The sequence below is a fragment of the Ornithinimicrobium jinqii genome, from assembly GCF_045032595.1.
GTDB lineage: Bacteria > Actinomycetota > Actinomycetes > Actinomycetales > Dermatophilaceae > Ornithinicoccus.
Genome location: NZ_JBJFZS010000010.1, coordinates 14,805 through 31,533, shown reverse-complemented (window position 1 = coordinate 31,533; position 16,729 = coordinate 14,805). Strand labels below are relative to the sequence as shown.

Sequence of the window (16,729 nt, the reverse complement as noted above, 5' to 3'; positions counted from 1 at the left end):
AGCCCAGCTCAGACGGCGAACGCCTCCAGGTGTCCGTGCAGGTCCTCCTCGACCTTCGCGCTCATGCGCGTGCCCTCCGGGGTGTGCTCCTCGGTGAGGATCTCGGCCTCGTCGTGCAGCCGGGCGACGAGGTCGCCGCGCGAGTAGGGCACCAGCACGTCGACGAGGATGTGCGGCCGTGGGAGCAACGCCTCCAGTGCCTCCACGAGCCCGGGGATGCCCTCCCCGGTGCGCGCCGAGACGACGACCACGCGGGGGTAGGCGGCGCGGAGCCGGTCGAGGACCTCGGGCTCGGCGAGGTCGGCCTTGTTGACCGCGATGAGCTCGGGCAGGCGCAGCGCCGCTCCGTCCTCGACCTCGGCCAGCACGGTGTGGACCGCGCTCACCTGGCTCTCGGGGTCGGGGTGCGAGCCGTCGACGACGTGCAGCAGGACGTCGGCCTGCGCCGCCTCCTCCAGCGTCGAGCGGAAGGCCTCGACCAGCTGGGTGGGCAGGTGGCGCACGAAACCGACGGTGTCCGTGAGCGTGTAGCCGCGACCGTCGGCGGCCTCGGTCCGCCGTACCGTGGGGTCCAGCGTGGCGAACAGCTGGTTCTGCACCAGCACGCCGGCACCCGTGAGCCTGTTGAGGATCGAGGACTTGCCGGCGTTGGTATAGCCGACGATCGCGACGCTCGACACCTTGTGGGCACGGCGCGAGCTGCGCTTGGTGTCGCGCACGGTCTTCATCGCCGTGATGTCGCGGCGCAGCTTGGCGATCCGGGTGTTGATCCGGCGCCGGTCGAGCTCGATCTTGGTCTCGCCAGGACCGCGCGAGCCGATGCCCTCACCGCCGGCGACCCGGCCACCCGCCTGCCGGGACATCGACTCGCCCCAGCCGCGCAGACGCGGCAGTAGGTACTGCAGCTGGGCCAGCTCGACCTGCGCCCGGCCCTCCCTGCTCTTGGCGTGCTGGGCGAAGATGTCGAGGATCAGCGCGGTCCGGTCGATGACCTTGACCTTGACGACGTCCTCGAGCGCACGCCGCTGGGACGGGCCGAGCTCGCCGTCGACGATCACCGTGTCGGCGCCCTCGGCCGCCACCACGTCACGCAGCTCCTTCGCCTTGCCCGACCCCAGGTAGGTGGCGGGGTCCGGCTTCTGGCGGCGCTGGATCAGGGCGTCAAGCACGGTCGAGCCGGCGGTCTCGGCCAGGGCGGCGAGCTCTCGCATCGAGACCTCGGCGTCATCGGCGGTCGTCTGCCCGTCGTCGGCCCAGACCCCGGCGAGCACGACGCGCTCCAGCCGCAGCTGGCGGTACTCGACCTCGGTGACGTCCTCGAGCTCGGTCGACAGCCCCTCCACGCGACGCAGCGCGGCGCGCTCCTCACGGTCGAGCTGGTCGCCGTCACCGGAGCCCTCGTCCCACACCCGCCCGTCCTCGAGCAGCTGGGGGTCGTCGATCAAGGACTCGGAACGCCGGTCGAGCACGCTCGAGCGGCGGGCGGGGGTGGCGGGGTCGTGCGGCTGACTCATGGTCTCCTTCGGGTATGACGTACCTGTGGCCGTCGGTCGCGGGGCCGCTCGTGCGGCCGGGCCCTCGTCCCACTGTCTCACCGGTCAACGCCGCGGGCCACCGATTTCTGCCCCACCCCCTCCACCCGTCGCGTCTACACTCGGCCCGTGCCCACGGACCACTACTTCACCGCGCAGCCGGCCTCGGACGGGGAGCTGCGCAGCGTGCAGGTCCGGCTGGCCGACCAGGACGTCGACGTCGTCACCGCAGGTGGGATCTTCTCCCCCGACGGCGTGGACCGGGGCAGCGTCGTCCTGCTCAAGGAGGCGCCGGCGCCACCGGCGGAGGGCACCTTCCTCGACCTCGGGTGCGGGTGGGGACCGCTCGCGCTGACTCTCGCCCTGCGATCGCCCACCGCGATCGTGCACGCGGTCGACGTCAACGAGCGCGCGCTCGACCTGTGCCGTCGCAACGCCGGGTCGGCGGGCTGCAGCGGGATCCGGGTGTCCACGCCCGACGCTGTCGACCCCACGACGACCTTCGACCTGATCTGGTCCAATCCACCGATCCGGGTCGGCAAGGCCGTGCTGCACGACCTGCTCACGACCTGGCTGCCGCGCCTGGCCCAGGGACCCGCCAGTGCGGCATACCTCGTCGTCCAGAAGAACCTCGGCGCCGACTCCCTGCAGAGCTGGCTCGGGGACGCCCTCCCGCCGCTGATGGGCGACGTCGCCGTGACCCGCGTGGCCACCAGCAAGGGCTTCCGGGTCCTGCGCGTCGCGCGCCGGATCTGAGCTGACGAGCTCCACGCCCCACCACCACTCCAGCAGCCCACCCCCGCCCCACCGCCCCACCCCCGCCGATCTCGACCGCCGGACGACGCGGAGGGCTGCGTGGACGATCTGTTGGTCGATCTGAAGGAGGGGCAGGCGGAAGAACGCCGCAGCGCTGACGTGGCTCAGCTCCGCCGTGCCGCCGAGGAGCAGCGCCTTCGCGGTGGCGACGATGACGTGCCGTCCTTCGACGCCCGTGTCCCGCCAGCGGTTCGCTACGACGAACGTCCCGGGGACCTGCCGGACCAGCACGCCACGCCGCACCAGCGCAGCCAGGACGACCGCCTGCCTGTGGACAACATGGCCGAGCCCCAGGGCTCACGCACGCCCGGTCAGCGCCCCCGTCACCCCGTCACCGGCCCTGCCGGCCCACCGCGGACAGGCCCCTGACGCAGCGGCCGCCCTCAGCCCCGGCCCACCACCGCCCCGGTGGCTTGCCCAACGAGGTCGGGGGCGTCGTGCTCGAGCCAGACGATGCGGGGGTCGGGCCCGAACCACGCCTCCTGCCTCCGGGCCAGGCGGCGCGTGGCCGCGGCGGTGTCCTCGACGGCCTCGTCCAGCGACAGCTCACCCGCGAGGTGCCTCAGCGCCTGTGCGTAGCCGACGGCCCGTGACGCCGTCCGCCCCTCCCGGAGGCCGACGTCGACGAGGCCACGCACCTCCTCGAGCAGGTCGGAGGCCCACATCCGCTCCGCCCGCCGCCCGATCCTGGCGTAGAGCACCTCGCGGTCGGCCCGCAGCCCCACCATCACGGTCGGCTCGACGTGCTCCCGCGTCGGCATGCTCGCGCTGAACGGCCGACCGGTCAGCTCGATCACCTCCAGGGCGCGCACGATGCGACGTCCGTTGCTCGGCCCGATCCGCTCAGCCGCCACGGGGTCGAGCCGCTCCAGCTGGGCCGACAGGGCCGCGGTCCCGACCCGCTCCAGCTCGGCCTCCCAGCGGGCACGCACGCCAGGATCGGTCGGGGGGATCTCGAGCCGGTCGAGCAGCGCCCGCACGTAGAGCCCCGAGCCCCCGACCACGACCGGGACCCGGCCGCGCGACCGGATCGCGCGCAGGTCGGCGCGGGACCCCTCCTGGTATGCCGCGACCGTCGCCTCGTCCGTGACCTCGAGGACGTCCAGCTGGTGGTGCGGCACCCCACGGCGCTCGGCCACCGTGAGCTTGGCCGTTCCGACGTCCATCCCCCGGTAGAGCTGGGAGGCGTCAGCGTTGACGACCTCGCCACCGAGCAGCTCGGCGAGCGCCAGGCCAAGGTCCGACTTGCCGGTGGCGGTGGGGCCGACGACGGCCACGACCGGCACCGACGCCTCGCCGGGCGTCCCGCCGCCCGCCCCTGCGGTTGTCACTCCTGCTGGCACTGCGGCAGTGTGGCACGCATGAGCGAGAACACGAGCGACCGGCGCGACGACGACGACGACACCGAGGGCACCTTCGTCGGGGGTGGCTTCGGCCAGCCGGACGAGCCCGCCACCACGATGGCCGAGGTGCTCGAGCACGGGGAGAGCCGCGCGCTCGCCGGGAGCACCCCGGCCGAGGTGGAGGAGAGCCTGGAGGAGTCGCACGGCGACGAGGTCGACGTCGAGGGCATCGACCGAGTGCTTGCGACCGACGTCGAGGGCACCGGCAACGACCTCGCCCCCGGGGACCTCAACGAACCTGTCTGAGCGGAGCGACGGCGGCGGCACACCCTCTCCACACCGTGACCCGCCGGACCTCGACCCGCCGGACCTCCGGCACCCCCTAGCCTGTCCCCCATGCCGGACACGCCGATCGAGGTCCACATCATCGCCGACTCCACGGGGGACACCGCGGCCCGGGTGGCCCGTGCCGCGGCGGCCCAGTACGTCGGCTACGACGTGCGGATCATCCGACACCCACGGCAGTCCAGCCCGGAGGGGCTGCACGACGCCTTCGCCCGGATGCACCCCGACCGCGCGCGGACCGTCGTGTTCTCCACGGTCGTCGACGAGGGGCTGCGCCACCTCGTGACCCAGCTGTGCACGGAGCGTTCTCTGCCGCACGCCGACCTGCTCGAGCCGGCCGTCGGCGCCCTGCGCGAGGCCACCGGCCAGGACCCTTCCCGGGTCGTGCGCCCGGTCGGCGTGGGAGAGGACTACTTCAAGCGGGTGCAGGCCATGGAGTTCTCGATCGCCAACGACGACGGCAACCTGTCCAACCACCTGCGTGAGGCCGACATCGTCCTCATCGGCGTGAGCCGGTCGGGGAAGACCCCGCTGTCGATGTACCTCGGCTACCTCGGCTACAAGACCGCCAACATCCCGCTCGTGCCGAGCCTGCCCGCCCCCCAGGAGCTCTTCCAGGTGCAGCGCTGGAAGATCGTCGGCCTGACCATCGACCCCGAGCGGCTGGCGCAGATCCGGACCCGCCGGGTGCGGGCGATGGGCAGTCACGCGGTGCAGCGGGACGGCTACACCGAGCTCATCAAGATCTTCGACGAGCTGGACGAGGTCACCGCGATCCAGCGCAGCCTCGGCTGCCCCGTCATCGACACCACGGACCTCGCCCTCGAGGAGGCTGCGGGGCGCGTCATCGAGACCGTCGAGCGGCGCCGGGAGTCGGCCTCCGGCAGGTGACCGGAGGGCGATAGGGTCGTCCCAGGGCGGGGCGTCGGAGCCCGGCACCACACGCAAGAGCGGAGCCGAGATGAGCGAGACCACGGCAACCAAGTTCCTCTACGACATGTCCGAGGGTGACGCGTCGATGAAGACGATCCTGGGGGGGAAGGGGGCCAACCTGGCTGAGATGAAGCGTCTGGGCATTCCTGTCCCGGACGGTTTCACCGTGAGCACCGCTGCGTGCGTCGCCACCATGGAGGCCGGTGGACGGTGGCCCGACGACCTGTGGGACGACACCGGGGCCGCCCTGACCCGGCTCGAGGAGCGCACCGGTCGCACGCTGGGCGGATCGACCGCCCCGTTGCTGCTGTCGATCCGCTCGGGAGCGGTCTTCTCGATGCCCGGCATGATGGACACCATCCTCAACCTCGGCATCAGCGACGACACCGTCGAGGTGCTCGGCGCCGAGGCCGACAACCCCCGCTTCGCGTGGGACTCCTACCGCCGGTTCCTCCAGATGTACGGCGAGGTCGTCGAGGGTGTCGCCCCCCACGTCTACGAGGACGAGCTGACCTCTCTCAAGGCACGCCGCGGCGTCGCCCAGGACACCGACCTGAGCATCGAGGACCTGCAGGAGCTCGTCGCGACCTTCAAGGACGTGTCCCGCCGCGAACTGGGACGCGACCTGCCCAGCGACCCCCGCGAGCAGCTGCGCCGGGCGGTGGACGCGGTCTTCAGCTCCTGGGACACCCCGCGGGCTCGCGTCTACCGCAAGGCGCACGGCATCCCCGACAACCTCGGCACGGCCGTCAACGTCATGCAGATGGTCTTCGGCAACCGCGGCGAGACCTCGGCCACCGGTGTGTGCTTCACCCGCAACCCCTCCACCGGGGCCAAGGAGCTGTACGGCGAGTTCCTCCTCAACGCCCAGGGCGAGGACGTCGTGTCCGGCATCCGCACCCCGCGCGAGCTCTCCGAGATGGAGGAGGTCCTGCCGACGGCGTACGCCCAGCTGATCCAGACCATGCACGACCTCGAGATGCACTACAAGGACATGCAGGACATCGAGTTCACCGTCGAGGAGGGCACCCTCTACCTGCTCCAGACCCGCAACGGCAAGCGCACCGCCGCCGCCGCGCTCAAGGTGGCCCGCGACATGGTCGAGGAGGGGGTGCTGACCCGCGAGGAGGCCCTGGTCCGCATCGAGCCCGCCCAGCTTGACCAGCTCCTCCACCCGGCCATCGACCCCGACCACGGACGCTCGCCGATCACCCGGGGCCTGCCGGCCTCCCCCGGTGCCGCCGTCGGCCAGCTCGTCTTCGACGCCGACACCGCCGCCGAGCGCGGCGTGTCCGAGCCGGTCATCCTCGTCCGCTACGAGACCACGCCCGACGACATCCACGGCGTCATCGTGGCCCAGGGCGTCCTCACCGCGCACGGGGGTATGACGTCGCACGCCGCCGTGGTCGCGCGCGGGATGGGCCGGCCGTGCGTGGCCGGGGCCCAGGGCATCCGCATCAACACCGCCGAGAGGACCCTGACCATCGGGGGCACCGTCTTCCACGAGGGCGACGTCATCACCCTCGACGGCTCGACCGGCGACGTCTACGGGGAGGGCCTCGAGCTCGTCCCGCCGCAGATCAACGAGGACTTCAGCGCGATCGTCGGCTGGGCCGACGAGATCCGCCGCCTCGGGGTCCGCGCCAACGCCGACACCGGCGAGGACGCCGCCAAGGCCCGCGAGCTGGGCGCCGAGGGCATCGGCCTGTGCCGCACCGAGCACATGTTCATGGCCTCCGACCGGCTGCCGGCCGTGCGCGAGATGATCCTGGCCGACTCCGAGGAGGCCCGCGCCGAGGCGCTGGCCAAGATCCTGCCGATGCAGCAGGAGGACTTCGAGGCCATCTTCACGCAGATGAGGGGCCTGCCGGTGACGGTGCGCCTGCTCGACCCGCCGCTGCACGAGTTCTTGCCCGACCTGGTCGAGCAGTCGCTGCTGGTCCAGCGCCTCGAGCTCACCGGCGGGGACGCCGACGAGCTGTCCTCCGCCCGCGCCCTCCTGGGGCAGGTCAAGCGGCTGCACGAGCAGAACCCGATGCTCGGCACCCGCGGCTGCCGCCTGGCGATGCTGTACCCGGAGATCCCCGAGATGCAGACCCGCGCGATCGTCCGCGCCGCCCTCGCGGTCCGCGAGCGCCACGGCGAGACGGCCGGTGTGGAGATCATGATCCCGCTCGTCGCCTTCGCCAAGGAGCTGGAGGTGCAGCGCGAGGTCGTCGAGCGCACGGTCGCGGACGAGCTGGCTGCCGCCGGCGAGGAGCTCGACGTGCCGATCGGCACGATGATCGAGCTGCCTCGTGCGGTGATCGTGGCCGACCAGATCGCCGCGCACGCCGACTTCTTCTCCTTCGGCACCAACGACCTCACCCAGACCGGCATCGGCATCAGCCGGGACGACGCCGAGGGCGGGTTCCTGTCGGCCTACGTCTCCGACGAGGTCATCCCGAGCAACCCGTTCGAGTCCATCGACCGGGACGGCGTCGGCGGGCTGGTGCAGATCGGCATCGAGCGCGGGCGGGCCGCCAAGCCCGGCCTCAAGATGGGGGTCTGCGGCGAGCACGGCGGTGACCCGGACTCGATCGCCCTCTTCGAGGAGCTCGGGATCAGCTACGTGTCCTGCTCCCCGTTCCGCCTGCCGATCGCCCGCTTCGCCGCCGCCCGCGCGGTGCTGTCGACGAAGAAGTGACGGGAGCCGCACAGGTCGCAGACGCGCTGGAGCAGCTGGGCGGCTTCTTCGCGCTCGCCGCTCCCCCCGCCCGGGGCACCGACGCGGTGCACTGGGTCGAGGTCCTGTCCGAGACGGCCCTGGAGGCCCGGTTCGCCGCGGTGCGCGCCGCGCTCGCCTCCTCCACGGGGCTGCCTGTCGAGGAGGTGGACCCGCGCGTCGCGGTCTCGGCGACCCAGGTGGGCCTGGCCTCCCGCCTCTGGTCGGTCGCCCTCGCGGGCGCGGTGCTGCACTCCTGGGTCCCCGACCTGTCGTCGGCGGCCCTGGTCGCCAGCCCGGTCCACCGCGGTGCTGTCCCGCTGGGCGTCGCGGACCCGGACCGGGGTATGCCGATCGCCTCGACCACGGAGGCTGCCGCCGTGATCGGTCGCACGGTCACCGAGGGCAGCCTGGCCGCGCTCGACGAGGCCTGCGCACGGGTCGGTCGGACCGCCGGCCGGGTGCTGCTCAGCAACGCCGCGTCCTCGCTGGTCGGGGCGGGCCGCGTGCTCGCCTCCCGTCGGCCCGAGGCCGCGGACCGCACGGACGAGCTGGTCCGGCTGCTCCTGGCGGGCCCCGCACTGTCAGCAGGCGGGTCGTTCGCGGAGGACGGCACCTTCCTGCGCAGCGGTTGCTGCCTGTTCTACCGCCTGCCGGAGCACGGCCTGTGCCCCGACTGCGTCCTCGCCCCCGCCCACCCCGAGCTGGTCACCGAGGCCCACTGAGCGGTCGGGGTCGCGGCGCTGCCACGCGCCGCTCAGGAGCGGGGGCGGACCCGCCCCTCGTCGCGGTCGACGTCGTAGGTGTAGACCTCGGTGCCGTCGACCCACGTGCGGAGCACGCGCGACTGCAGGTCGAGGGGGTCGCCGGACCACAGCACCACGTCGGCGTCCTTGCCCACGGTGAGCGAGCCCACGCGGTCCTCCACACCGAGGACGCGGGCCGGGTTGATCGTCACCGCCCGCAGGCCGGCGTCGCGGTCCATCCCCTCGCGCACGGCCAGCGAGACCTGGGTGATGAGGTACTCGATCGGCACGACCGGGTGGTCGGTGATGATCGAGACCGCCACCCCGGCGCGGTCCAGGATCCCCGGCGCGCGCAGCGACCGCTCACGCACCTCGACCTTCGACCGGCTGACGATGAGGGGGCCGTAGAGCACCGGCACGTCTCGCGCGGCGAGCACGTCCGCCAGCAGGTAGGACTCCGTGCCGTGGTCCAGGACCAGCCGGTAGCCGAACTCGTCGGCCAGCCGCAGCGCGGTCGCGATGTCGTCGGCCCGGTGGCAGTGCTGGCGCCAGGGGATCTCCCGGTCCAGGACCCGCCCCAGGATCTCGCTGACGAGGTCGGTGTCGACCGGCTTGCCGTCGGCGGCCGCCTTGCGCGCCTGGTAGGACCGGGCTGCCTCGAACGCCGTCCGCAGCACCAGCGCGACCCCGAGCCGGGTCGAGGGCGTCTTCTTCTGGTCCCCGTAGACCCGCTTGGGGTTCTCCCCCAGCGCCGACTTCACCCCGGCAGGGTTGCGCAGGACCATCTCGTCGACATACCGCCCGTAGGTCTTCAGCGCGACCGCCTGGCCGCCGATCGGGTTGCCCGACCCGGGGTTGACGTTGACGGTCGTCACGCCGCCCATCAGCGCGTCGTCGAAGCCCTGCTCGCGCGGGTTGATGGCGTCGATCGCCCGGGCCGCGGCCATCACCGGGTCGGTCATCTCGTTGGTGTCCTGACCGGCCCAGCCCTCGCCCTCCTCCCAGACCCCGAGGTGGACGTGCGCGTCGACGAGCCCGGGCAGGACCCACCCCCCGCTCGCGTCGACGACCTCGGCGTCGCCGGGCACGACCACCTCACCCACCGCGCCGACGGCCTCGATCCGGCCGTCGCGCAGCAGCACGACCCCCTCGTCGATCGGGTCGCCGTCGACCGGGACGACCCGGGCTCCGAACAGGGCGAGGGGGTGGTCCTGGGTCATCGCTGGTGCACTCCTTGCAGGCTGGCGGACGGCGTCGTCACACCCTACGACGCGAGGCACCGGTGTGACTGACGCCTCACCAGTCACACCGACATCGGTCCACGAGAACCCTTGTGCCGGGCGGGGGGGCTCTGGGAGTATGGGGGAACACTACGTCGACGCCCCGCGTTGGCACGGAAAGCTCGCGACCCGCCCCTGGGGGCCGCGTGCGCCCAGACCTGAAGCATGCCGACGCTGTCGTCCCACACCTCCGGTGCCACCCCAGCACCACGACGGATCGTGGCGGCACCTACCTCTGCCCTGTGCAGCGACCCGAGGAGCACGACTGATGGATTGGCGCGATCGCGCAGCATGCCTGGACGAGGACCCGGAGCTGTTCTTCCCGATCGGGAACACGGGCCCCGCTCTGCAGCAGATCGAGGAGGCCAAGGCCGTCTGCCGGACCTGCCCGGTGATCGACACCTGCCTGAAGTGGGCGCTGGAGACCGGGCAGGACGCCGGCGTCTGGGGTGGCCTGTCCGAGGACGAGCGCCGTGCCCTCAAGCGGCGCAAGGCGCGCGCCCGCCGGGCCGGCTGAGCCCGCCGGACCGCACCCACCCCCGCACACCCCTCGAACCTCAGCCGACCGACGTCGACCGCAGCCGCACGGTGAACCGCACGACGGTCCCGTGCGGCTTCGCCGCCTCCCACGTGATCGCGCCGCGCAGGTCGCTGATCAGCGCCTCGACGATCTGCATCCCCAGTCCGCTGCGGTCCGGGCCGGCCACCCCCTCCGGCAGGCCGGCCCCGTTGTCGGTGACCGTGACCTCGATCGTCTCCTGACCGCCGTCCCGGTGCCGCCGGGCGTCCACCACGACCCGCGGCGCCGCCTGCTCCGACGACCGGTCGGCCCCAGGAGCCGGTTCCGGCTGCTCCTCGAAGCCGTGCTCGACCGCGTTGTGCACCAGCTCGGCGAGGACCATCGCCAGGTGCGTCGCGTCCTCGGCGGGCAGCGAGCCGAACGACCCGGTCAGCTCGGTCGCGACCACCGTGCGCGTCGACGCCACCTCGACCGTGGCCCGCAGCATCCGGGCGGCCACCTCGTCGAAGTCGACCTGCTCGGTCAGTCCCTGCGAGAGAGTGTCGTGGACGAGCGCCACGGTCGAGAGCCGGCGCCCGGCCTCGGCCAGCGCCTCCCGCGCGGCGGGGTCGGTCAGGCGGCGGGACTGCAGGCGCAGCAGCGCCGCGACCGTCTGCAGGTTGTTCTTGACCCGGTGGTGGATCTCCCGGATCGTGGCGTCCTTGCTCAGCAGCTCGCGCTCGCGACGACGGATCTCGCTGACGTCGCGCAACAGGATCAGCGCACCGACCCTCCGCCCCGCACGGGTGAGGGGGACGGCGCGCAGGGTCAGGTTGGTGCCGCCGCTGTCGATCTCGGTGCCCCACGGCGCCCGGCCGGTGAGGACGAGCGGCACGGTCTCGTCGACGCTCGTGCCCTGGACGAGGCGGCTGGTGACGATCTCGGACAGGTCCGCGCCGTTGACCTGGTCCGTGTGCCCGAGCCGGCGCAGCGCCGACACCGCGTTGGGGCTGGCGTAGTCGATGAGCCCGTCGGCGGTGAGCCGCACGACCCCGTCGCCCACCCGCGGCGTCCCGCGCCCCACACCGATGGCCGCCCCCTCGATCGGGAAGGCTCCCTCGGCGACCATGGCGAAGAGCTGCTGGCTGATCTGCAGGTAGTTGACCTCCAGCCCGCCCTGCTGCCGCATGTTGTGCAGGTCTGTGTGCCGCACGAGGACCGCCACCGGCCGCCCCGCCCGGACCACGGGGACGTACTGCTCCCGCACGTAGCCCAGCTCGTCGGGCGTGATCGTCACCCCGGTGGTGAGCGTCTCGTCCAGCCACCGCTCGCGCGCCGGCGTCGGCGGCCGGCCGATCACGTCGTCGTGGTAGAAGTTCGGACCGGTCGAGGGCCGCGCGTGCGCGGCGAGGAACCACGGCGAGAGCTGGGGGTCGGCCTCGTCGTCGAGCTGGACGGGCAGCCAGAGCGTCAGGTCGGCGAACGCCAGGTCGGTCAGCATCTGCCAGTCCCCCACCAGCCGGTGCAGCCAGTCGACGTCGGCGGCGGACAGGGCGGTCCTGGAGAGGGCGTCACGCAGCGTCGGCACGGCACGACCCTACCCGCCACGGTGTGCCGTCACGCCCGCTCCCACGGGCGCGACGGCATACCTGCGGATGGGTGGGTCAGTCGTTCGCGGCACCCTGGCGCACGAGGCCGCGGAGGGTGCGCAGGGCTACCGACAGGGGTGCGAGGTCGGGGGCGTCCATCTGCCGGACCGTCTGCAGGACCTGGCTGGTGCGGGCCAGGGCGTCGCGGTTCTCGACCATCCAGTCATGGACCCGCTCGACCGACTCCGAACCCGGGGTCGTCCGCTCGGCGACCGTGCGGGTGAGTCCGCGCATGACGCCGTAGAGGTCGTCCCGCAGTGCACCTCGGGCCAGCGACGACCACCGGTCGACGCGGGGCAGGCTCGAGACGTGCGTGAGGAGGTCGTCGAGGCCGAAGGCCTCGGACACCCCGAAGTAGACCTGCGAGACCTCGTCGACCTCCCTGCCCATCTCCATCGCCAGCTCGGTGACGTCCAGCAGCGAGAAGCTGTCGAGCAGGGAGGCGTAGGTCCGCGCCAGCTCCTCGGGCACCCCCCGCCCGGTCGCCCACGCCACCTGGTCGCCCCAGCGCTCGCGCTCGTCACCCTGGAGCAGGTTCCCCATCTGCGGGAGCAGCTGGTGCACGGGTCCGGCGAAGTGCTCGATCTCCCGGTCCGTCGCCGCGGTGAGGGACCGGTTGTTCAGGAACCAGCGGACGGAACGGTCGATGAGTCGACGGAACTCCAGGTAGAGCTCGGTCTGGGTGTCGGTGTCGACCACGTTGTCCAGGGCCTCGACCTGGGTCATGTAGGAGGACATGCCGAAGACGGCGCGCACGACGTGGAAGGCGCGCGCGATCTGGGACAGGGTCGCGCCCGTCTCGTCGACAGCCCGGTAGGCGAAGCTGACGCCGCCACGGTTGACCATGGTGTTGGCGATCTCGTTGACGATGATCTGCCGGCGCAGCGGGTGCTCCAGCAGCGAGTCACCCGCAGCCTCGCGGAGCGGACCGGGGAAGTAGCCGAGCAGCCACTCCGTCATCGCCGGGTCCTCGGGCAGCTCGCTGTCGGCCAGCGCCTGCTTCAGACCCAGCTTGGCGTAGGCGACGAGCACCGAGAACTCGGGGCTGGTCAGCCCGATGTTCTCCTTGTCCCGGCGGGCCCACTCCTTGCGGTCCGGGAGGAACTCCAGCTCGGGGTCCAGACCCGCGGTCTCGCCCAGGTAGCGGGCGAGGCGCTGGTGTACCGGGGCCATGACCTCGCGCTGGCTGCGACCGTTGCCGATGAGCACGTTCTGCTCGTAGTTGTGGCGCAGCACCTTGGCGGCGACCTCCTCGGTCATCGACCCGAGGAGCTCGTCCCGCTCCTCCAGCGTCATCGAGCCGCCCTGGACCAACGGGGTCAGGGCGATCTTGATGTTGACCTCGTGGTCCGAGCTGTCGACCCCGGCCGAGTTGTCGATCGCGTCGGTGTTGACGTGGACGCCGTGCAGGGCCGCCTCGATCCGGCCGAGCTGGCTGAGGCCGAGGTTGCCGCCCTCGCCGACCACCCGGGCCCGCAGGTCCCGGCCGTCGACCCGGATCGCGTCGTTGGCGCGGTCACCGATCTGCAGATGGGTCTCCGCGGAGGACTTCACGTAGGTGCCGATCCCGCCGTTCCAGATGAGGTCGACGGGGGCGGCGAGGATCGCACGCAGCAGGTCGGCGGGCGGCATCGCCGTGACGCCCTCCTCGATGCCCAGCGCCGTGCGCACCTGTCCGCTGATCGGCACCGACTTGGCGGTGCGGGGGTAGACCCCGCCGCCCCCGCTGATCAGCGCGGTGTCGTAGTCGGCCCAGGACGAGCGCGGGAGCTCGAACATCCGCTGGCGCTCGGCGAAGGACGCCGCGGCGTCGGGATCGGGGTCGAGGAAGATGTGCCGGTGGTCGAAGGCGGCCACCAGCCGGATGTGCTCGGAGAGCAGCATCCCGTTGCCGAAGACGTCACCGCTCATGTCGCCGACGCCCACGACCCTGAAGTCCTGCGACTGGGTGTCGTGCCCGAGCTCGCGGAAGTGGCGCTTGACCGACTCCCAGGCACCGCGGGCGGTGATCCCCATCTCCTTGTGGTCGTAGCCGGCCGAGCCTCCCGAGGCGAACGCGTCGTCGAGCCAGAAGCCGTACTCGCGGGCGATGCCGTTGGCGAAGTCGGAGAAGGTCGCCGTCCCCTTGTCCGCGGCCACCACCAGGTAGGGGTCGTCGCCGTCGTAGCGCACGACCCTGTCGGGGGCCACGGCCTCGGTGCCGACCCGGTTGTCGGTGATGTCCAGCAGGCCGGAGACGAAGGTGCGGTAGGCGGCCTTGCCCTCGGTCAGCCAGGCGTCGCGGTCGACGCCGGGATCGGGCAGCTGCTTGGCGAAGAAGGCCCCCTTGGACCCGGTCGGGACGATGACGGCGTTCTTGACCATCTGGGCCTTGACGAGACCGAGCACCTCGGTGCGGAAGTCCTCGCGCCGGTCGCTCCAGCGCAGCCCGCCGCGGGCGACCGGGCCGAAGCGCAGGTGCGAGCCCTCGACGCGCGGGGCGTAGACCCAGATCTCGTAGGCCGGGCGCGGCTCGGGCAGCATCACCAGCTCGCGCGGCAGCAGCTTGAGGGAGACGTGCGCCTTGGGCCGGCCCTCGGCGTCCCGCTGGAAGAAGTTCGTCCGCAGGCCCGCCTGGACCACCGCAACCAGCGTGCGCAGGATGCGGTCCTGGTCCAGGCTGACCACGTCGTCGAGCGCGGTCTGGACCGTGGCGAGCACGGCCTCGGCACGCTCGGCGCGGCCTGCCTCGTCCACGTCCAGGTCAGGGTCGAAGCGCACGGTGAACAGGTCGACGAGGAGGCCGGCGAGGACCGGGTTGGCGACCAGCGCGTCCTCGAGGTAGTCCAGGCTGTGCTGCCCGATCTGCCGGCCGTAGCGGGCCAGGGTGCGCAGGATGACGACCGTGCGCCAGTCCAGACCGGCGGTGAGGACGAGGCAGTTGAGCCGGTCTGACTCGGCGGCTCCGCTCCAGACCGCGGTGAAGGCGTCCTCGAAGGCGCCGGCCACGTCCTCCTCGGTCCGCTCGTCGTCCCCCTCCCACACCTCGGCGGAGGCGGCGCGCAGCCCGAAGTCGTAGACGTAGCTCGTCCGGGCCGAACGGCCGGAGACCTCGTAGGGCCGCTGGACGGTCACCTCCAGGCCGAGGTCGGCGAAGACCGGCAGGACGTCGGTGAGCGACATCTCCTCGCGGCGGTAGACCTTGATCCGGCGCTCGGCCGGCTCGTCGCCCTCGTCCCGGTAGAGCCGTGGACGGGCCGCGGCGGTCGGGCCCTGCAGGTCGGCCAGGCGCGCGAGGTCGACGTAGGCGGTCGCCCCGTCGAAGTCCTCCTTGTAGGCCTCGGGGAAGGCGTCGGCGTAGTGGGCCACGAGGTCGCCGACGGCGGCCTCGTCGTCCACCTGGGACGCGATGGCCTCGGTCAGCCCCTCGACCCAGGTGCGGGTGACGGCCGAGAGTCTCTCCTGCAGGAGCGCCTCGTCGACGACCGGCGCATCCCGGTCGCGCGGGAGGCGGATGACGAAGTGCAGCTGGGCCAGGGGACCGTCGCTGACCCGCGTCGCGTAGTCGGACAGCTCCCCCCCGAGGGTCTCCTCCAGGAGGCTCTGGACGCGCAGCCTGTTGGCCGTGGTGTAACGGTCGCGCGGCAGGAAGACCAGTGCGCTGACGAACCGGCCGAACTCGTCGCGGCGGGTGAAGACCCGGGCCGCTGGCCGCTCGAGCAGGCGCATGACCTCCTGGGCGCTGGCCTCCAGGTGCTCGACCGGGGCCTGGAAGAGCTCGTCGCGGGGGTAGCCCTCGAGGACGCTGATGAGGTCCTTGCCCGAGTGGCTGTCCGGCGTGTAGCCGCTGTGGTCGAGGATCTGCTTGACCTTGGTGCCGACGATCGGCAGCCGCGTCGTGGACTCGGCGTAGGCGCCCTGGGTGAAGAGGCCGAGGAAGCGCTGCTCGCCCACGACGGTGCCGTTTCGGTCGAAGCGACGGATCCCGATGTAGTCCAGGGGCACCGAGCGGTGCACCGTGGCCCGGGTGTTGGCCTTGGTCACGGTGAGCAACCGCGGGTCGCGGGCGGTGGCTGCGGCCTCCGGCCGCAGCACGCTCACCGAGGCCTCGCAGCCCTCCTCGTCGCGCAGGATCCCCAGGCCACTGCCGGGCACCGACCGCAGGGCCGCCTGGCCGTCCTGCTCCACGAGGTCGTAGGAGCGGTAGCCCAGGTAGGTGAAGTGGTGGTCGTCGAGCCAGCTGAGGAAGTCGACGGTCGGCTTCACGGTCGCCTGGTCGACGGTGCGGGGAGGGGCGAGCTCGAGCTCGGCGATGATCGCGCGGGCCCGCTGGCGCATCGCGTGCCAGTCCTCGATCGCGCGCCGCACGTCACCGAGCACCCGCTCGAGGTCGGACCGCAGCGTCTCGCGCCGGTCCTCCTCCGGCAGCCGGTCGACCTCGATGAGCATCCACGACTCGATGCGCTGCCCCTGCCCCACCTCACGAGGGTCGACGTCCAGCGGCGTGCCGTCCGCCTCGTCCAGGACGACCTGGGGGTGGTAGAGCTGGTGCACACCGAGGCCGTGCCGGGCCAGCTCGCCCAGGACCGAGTCGACGAGGAAGGGCATGTCGTCGGTCACGACCTGGACGAAGGTGTGCCCGCTGGTCCAGCCGTCCCGTTCCAGCACCGGGTTGAGCACGCGCACACGTGCCCTCCCTGGCTCGCGCCCAGCGGACAGCTCGGCGACGGAGGCGGCGGCGGCGCGCAGATGACCTGGGTCCCGGCCCGCCATCTCCTCGTGGGTGTGGTGGTAGAACCGGTCGAACAGCGTGTCTGCCGCCATCACTAACAAGCACTCCTAGGTCGTGGCCGAGAGCCCGCACCTCCTCGTGCGGCTGCCGCCAGACTACCCGCCTGTGCAC

12 protein-coding genes are annotated in these 16,729 nt (G+C 72.3%); 7 read left to right on the top strand and 5 right to left on the bottom strand.

Annotated elements, in window-relative coordinates; genetic code table 11:
• Positions 1 to 8: 8 nt before the first annotated feature.
• On the bottom strand, positions 9 to 1,514 hold the full coding sequence (gene hflX, locus ACI3ET_RS04180; protein WP_405031702.1) for a GTPase HflX: 1,506 nt from the start codon (positions 1,512 to 1,514) through the stop codon (positions 9 to 11).
• A 147-nt stretch (positions 1,515 to 1,661) separates the two neighbouring features.
• Between hflX and ACI3ET_RS04175 the strand changes: the two genes are divergently transcribed.
• On the top strand, positions 1,662 to 2,288 hold the full coding sequence (locus ACI3ET_RS04175; RefSeq protein WP_405031701.1) for a class I SAM-dependent methyltransferase: 627 nt from the start codon (positions 1,662 to 1,664) through the stop codon (positions 2,286 to 2,288).
• 99 nt (positions 2,289 to 2,387) lie between these two features.
• Positions 2,388 to 2,717: a hypothetical protein gene (locus ACI3ET_RS04170; protein WP_405031700.1), complete on the top strand. Its 330-nt coding sequence runs from the start codon at positions 2,388 to 2,390 to the stop codon at positions 2,715 to 2,717.
• A gap of 14 nt (positions 2,718 to 2,731) precedes the next feature.
• Here the strand turns inward: ACI3ET_RS04170 and miaA are convergent, their stop codons facing one another.
• Entirely contained in the window at positions 2,732 to 3,691 is a 960-nt protein-coding gene (gene miaA / locus ACI3ET_RS04165; RefSeq protein ID WP_405031699.1) for a tRNA (adenosine(37)-N6)-dimethylallyltransferase MiaA, read from the bottom strand.
• Positions 3,692 to 3,709: 18 nt separating this feature from the next.
• Here miaA and ACI3ET_RS04160 point away from each other — a divergent pair, with 18 nt between their 5' ends.
• The 4 genes from ACI3ET_RS04160 (at position 3,710) to ACI3ET_RS04145 (ending at position 8,398) form a co-directional block, all read left to right on the top strand.
• On the top strand, positions 3,710 to 3,997 hold the full coding sequence (locus ACI3ET_RS04160) for a hypothetical protein (protein ID WP_405031698.1): 288 nt from the start codon (positions 3,710 to 3,712) through the stop codon (positions 3,995 to 3,997).
• 90 nt (positions 3,998 to 4,087) lie between these two features.
• On the top strand, positions 4,088 to 4,927 hold the full coding sequence (locus ACI3ET_RS04155; RefSeq protein ID WP_405031697.1) for a pyruvate, water dikinase regulatory protein: 840 nt from the start codon (positions 4,088 to 4,090) through the stop codon (positions 4,925 to 4,927).
• Positions 4,928 to 4,997: 70 nt separating this feature from the next.
• The gene (ppdK, locus tag ACI3ET_RS04150) at positions 4,998 to 7,655 is read left to right on the top strand and encodes a pyruvate, phosphate dikinase (RefSeq protein WP_405031696.1); all 2,658 of its coding nucleotides are present in this window, start codon (positions 4,998 to 5,000) and stop codon (positions 7,653 to 7,655) included.
• Entirely contained in the window at positions 7,652 to 8,398 is a 747-nt protein-coding gene (locus ACI3ET_RS04145; RefSeq protein ID WP_405031695.1) for a (2Fe-2S)-binding protein, read from the top strand. Before ppdK ends, ACI3ET_RS04145 begins: the two co-directional genes overlap by 4 nt.
• A 32-nt stretch (positions 8,399 to 8,430) precedes the next feature.
• Here the strand turns inward: ACI3ET_RS04145 and ACI3ET_RS04140 are convergent, their stop codons facing one another.
• Complete coding sequence (locus ACI3ET_RS04140) at positions 8,431 to 9,639, bottom strand: amidohydrolase (RefSeq protein ID WP_405031694.1); 1,209 nt, start codon at positions 9,637 to 9,639, stop codon at positions 8,431 to 8,433.
• Between the two features lie 328 nt (positions 9,640 to 9,967).
• Here ACI3ET_RS04140 and ACI3ET_RS04135 point away from each other — a divergent pair, with 328 nt between their 5' ends.
• The gene (locus ACI3ET_RS04135) at positions 9,968 to 10,216 is read left to right on the top strand and encodes a WhiB family transcriptional regulator (RefSeq protein ID WP_075958809.1); all 249 of its coding nucleotides are present in this window, start codon (positions 9,968 to 9,970) and stop codon (positions 10,214 to 10,216) included.
• Positions 10,217 to 10,256: 40 nt separating this feature from the next.
• Here ACI3ET_RS04135 and ACI3ET_RS04130 read toward each other — a convergent pair whose 3' ends face one another.
• A complete protein-coding gene (locus tag ACI3ET_RS04130; RefSeq protein ID WP_405031693.1) occupies positions 10,257 to 11,786 on the bottom strand; it encodes a sensor histidine kinase in 1,530 nt (509 codons plus the stop codon).
• A gap of 76 nt (positions 11,787 to 11,862) precedes the next feature.
• Entirely contained in the window at positions 11,863 to 16,650 is a 4,788-nt protein-coding gene (locus ACI3ET_RS04125; protein WP_405031692.1) for an NAD-glutamate dehydrogenase, read from the bottom strand.
• Positions 16,651 to 16,729 lie beyond the last annotated feature (79 nt).

Coding starts and splice junctions, on each gene's coding strand:
- ACI3ET_RS04125 (WP_405031692.1), bottom strand. CDS start 16,650: ATGGCGGCAGACACGCTGTTCGACCGGTTCTACCACCACACCCACGAG.
- ACI3ET_RS04135 (WP_075958809.1), top strand. CDS start 9,968: ATGGATTGGCGCGATCGCGCAGCATGCCTGGACGAGGACCCGGAGCTG.
- ACI3ET_RS04140 (WP_405031694.1), bottom strand. CDS start 9,639: ATGACCCAGGACCACCCCCTCGCCCTGTTCGGAGCCCGGGTCGTCCCG.
- hflX (WP_405031702.1), bottom strand. CDS start 1,514: ATGAGTCAGCCGCACGACCCCGCCACCCCCGCCCGCCGCTCGAGCGTG.
- ACI3ET_RS04155 (WP_405031697.1), top strand. CDS start 4,088: ATGCCGGACACGCCGATCGAGGTCCACATCATCGCCGACTCCACGGGG.
- ppdK (WP_405031696.1), top strand. CDS start 4,998: ATGAGCGAGACCACGGCAACCAAGTTCCTCTACGACATGTCCGAGGGT.
- ACI3ET_RS04160 (WP_405031698.1), top strand. CDS start 3,710: ATGAGCGAGAACACGAGCGACCGGCGCGACGACGACGACGACACCGAG.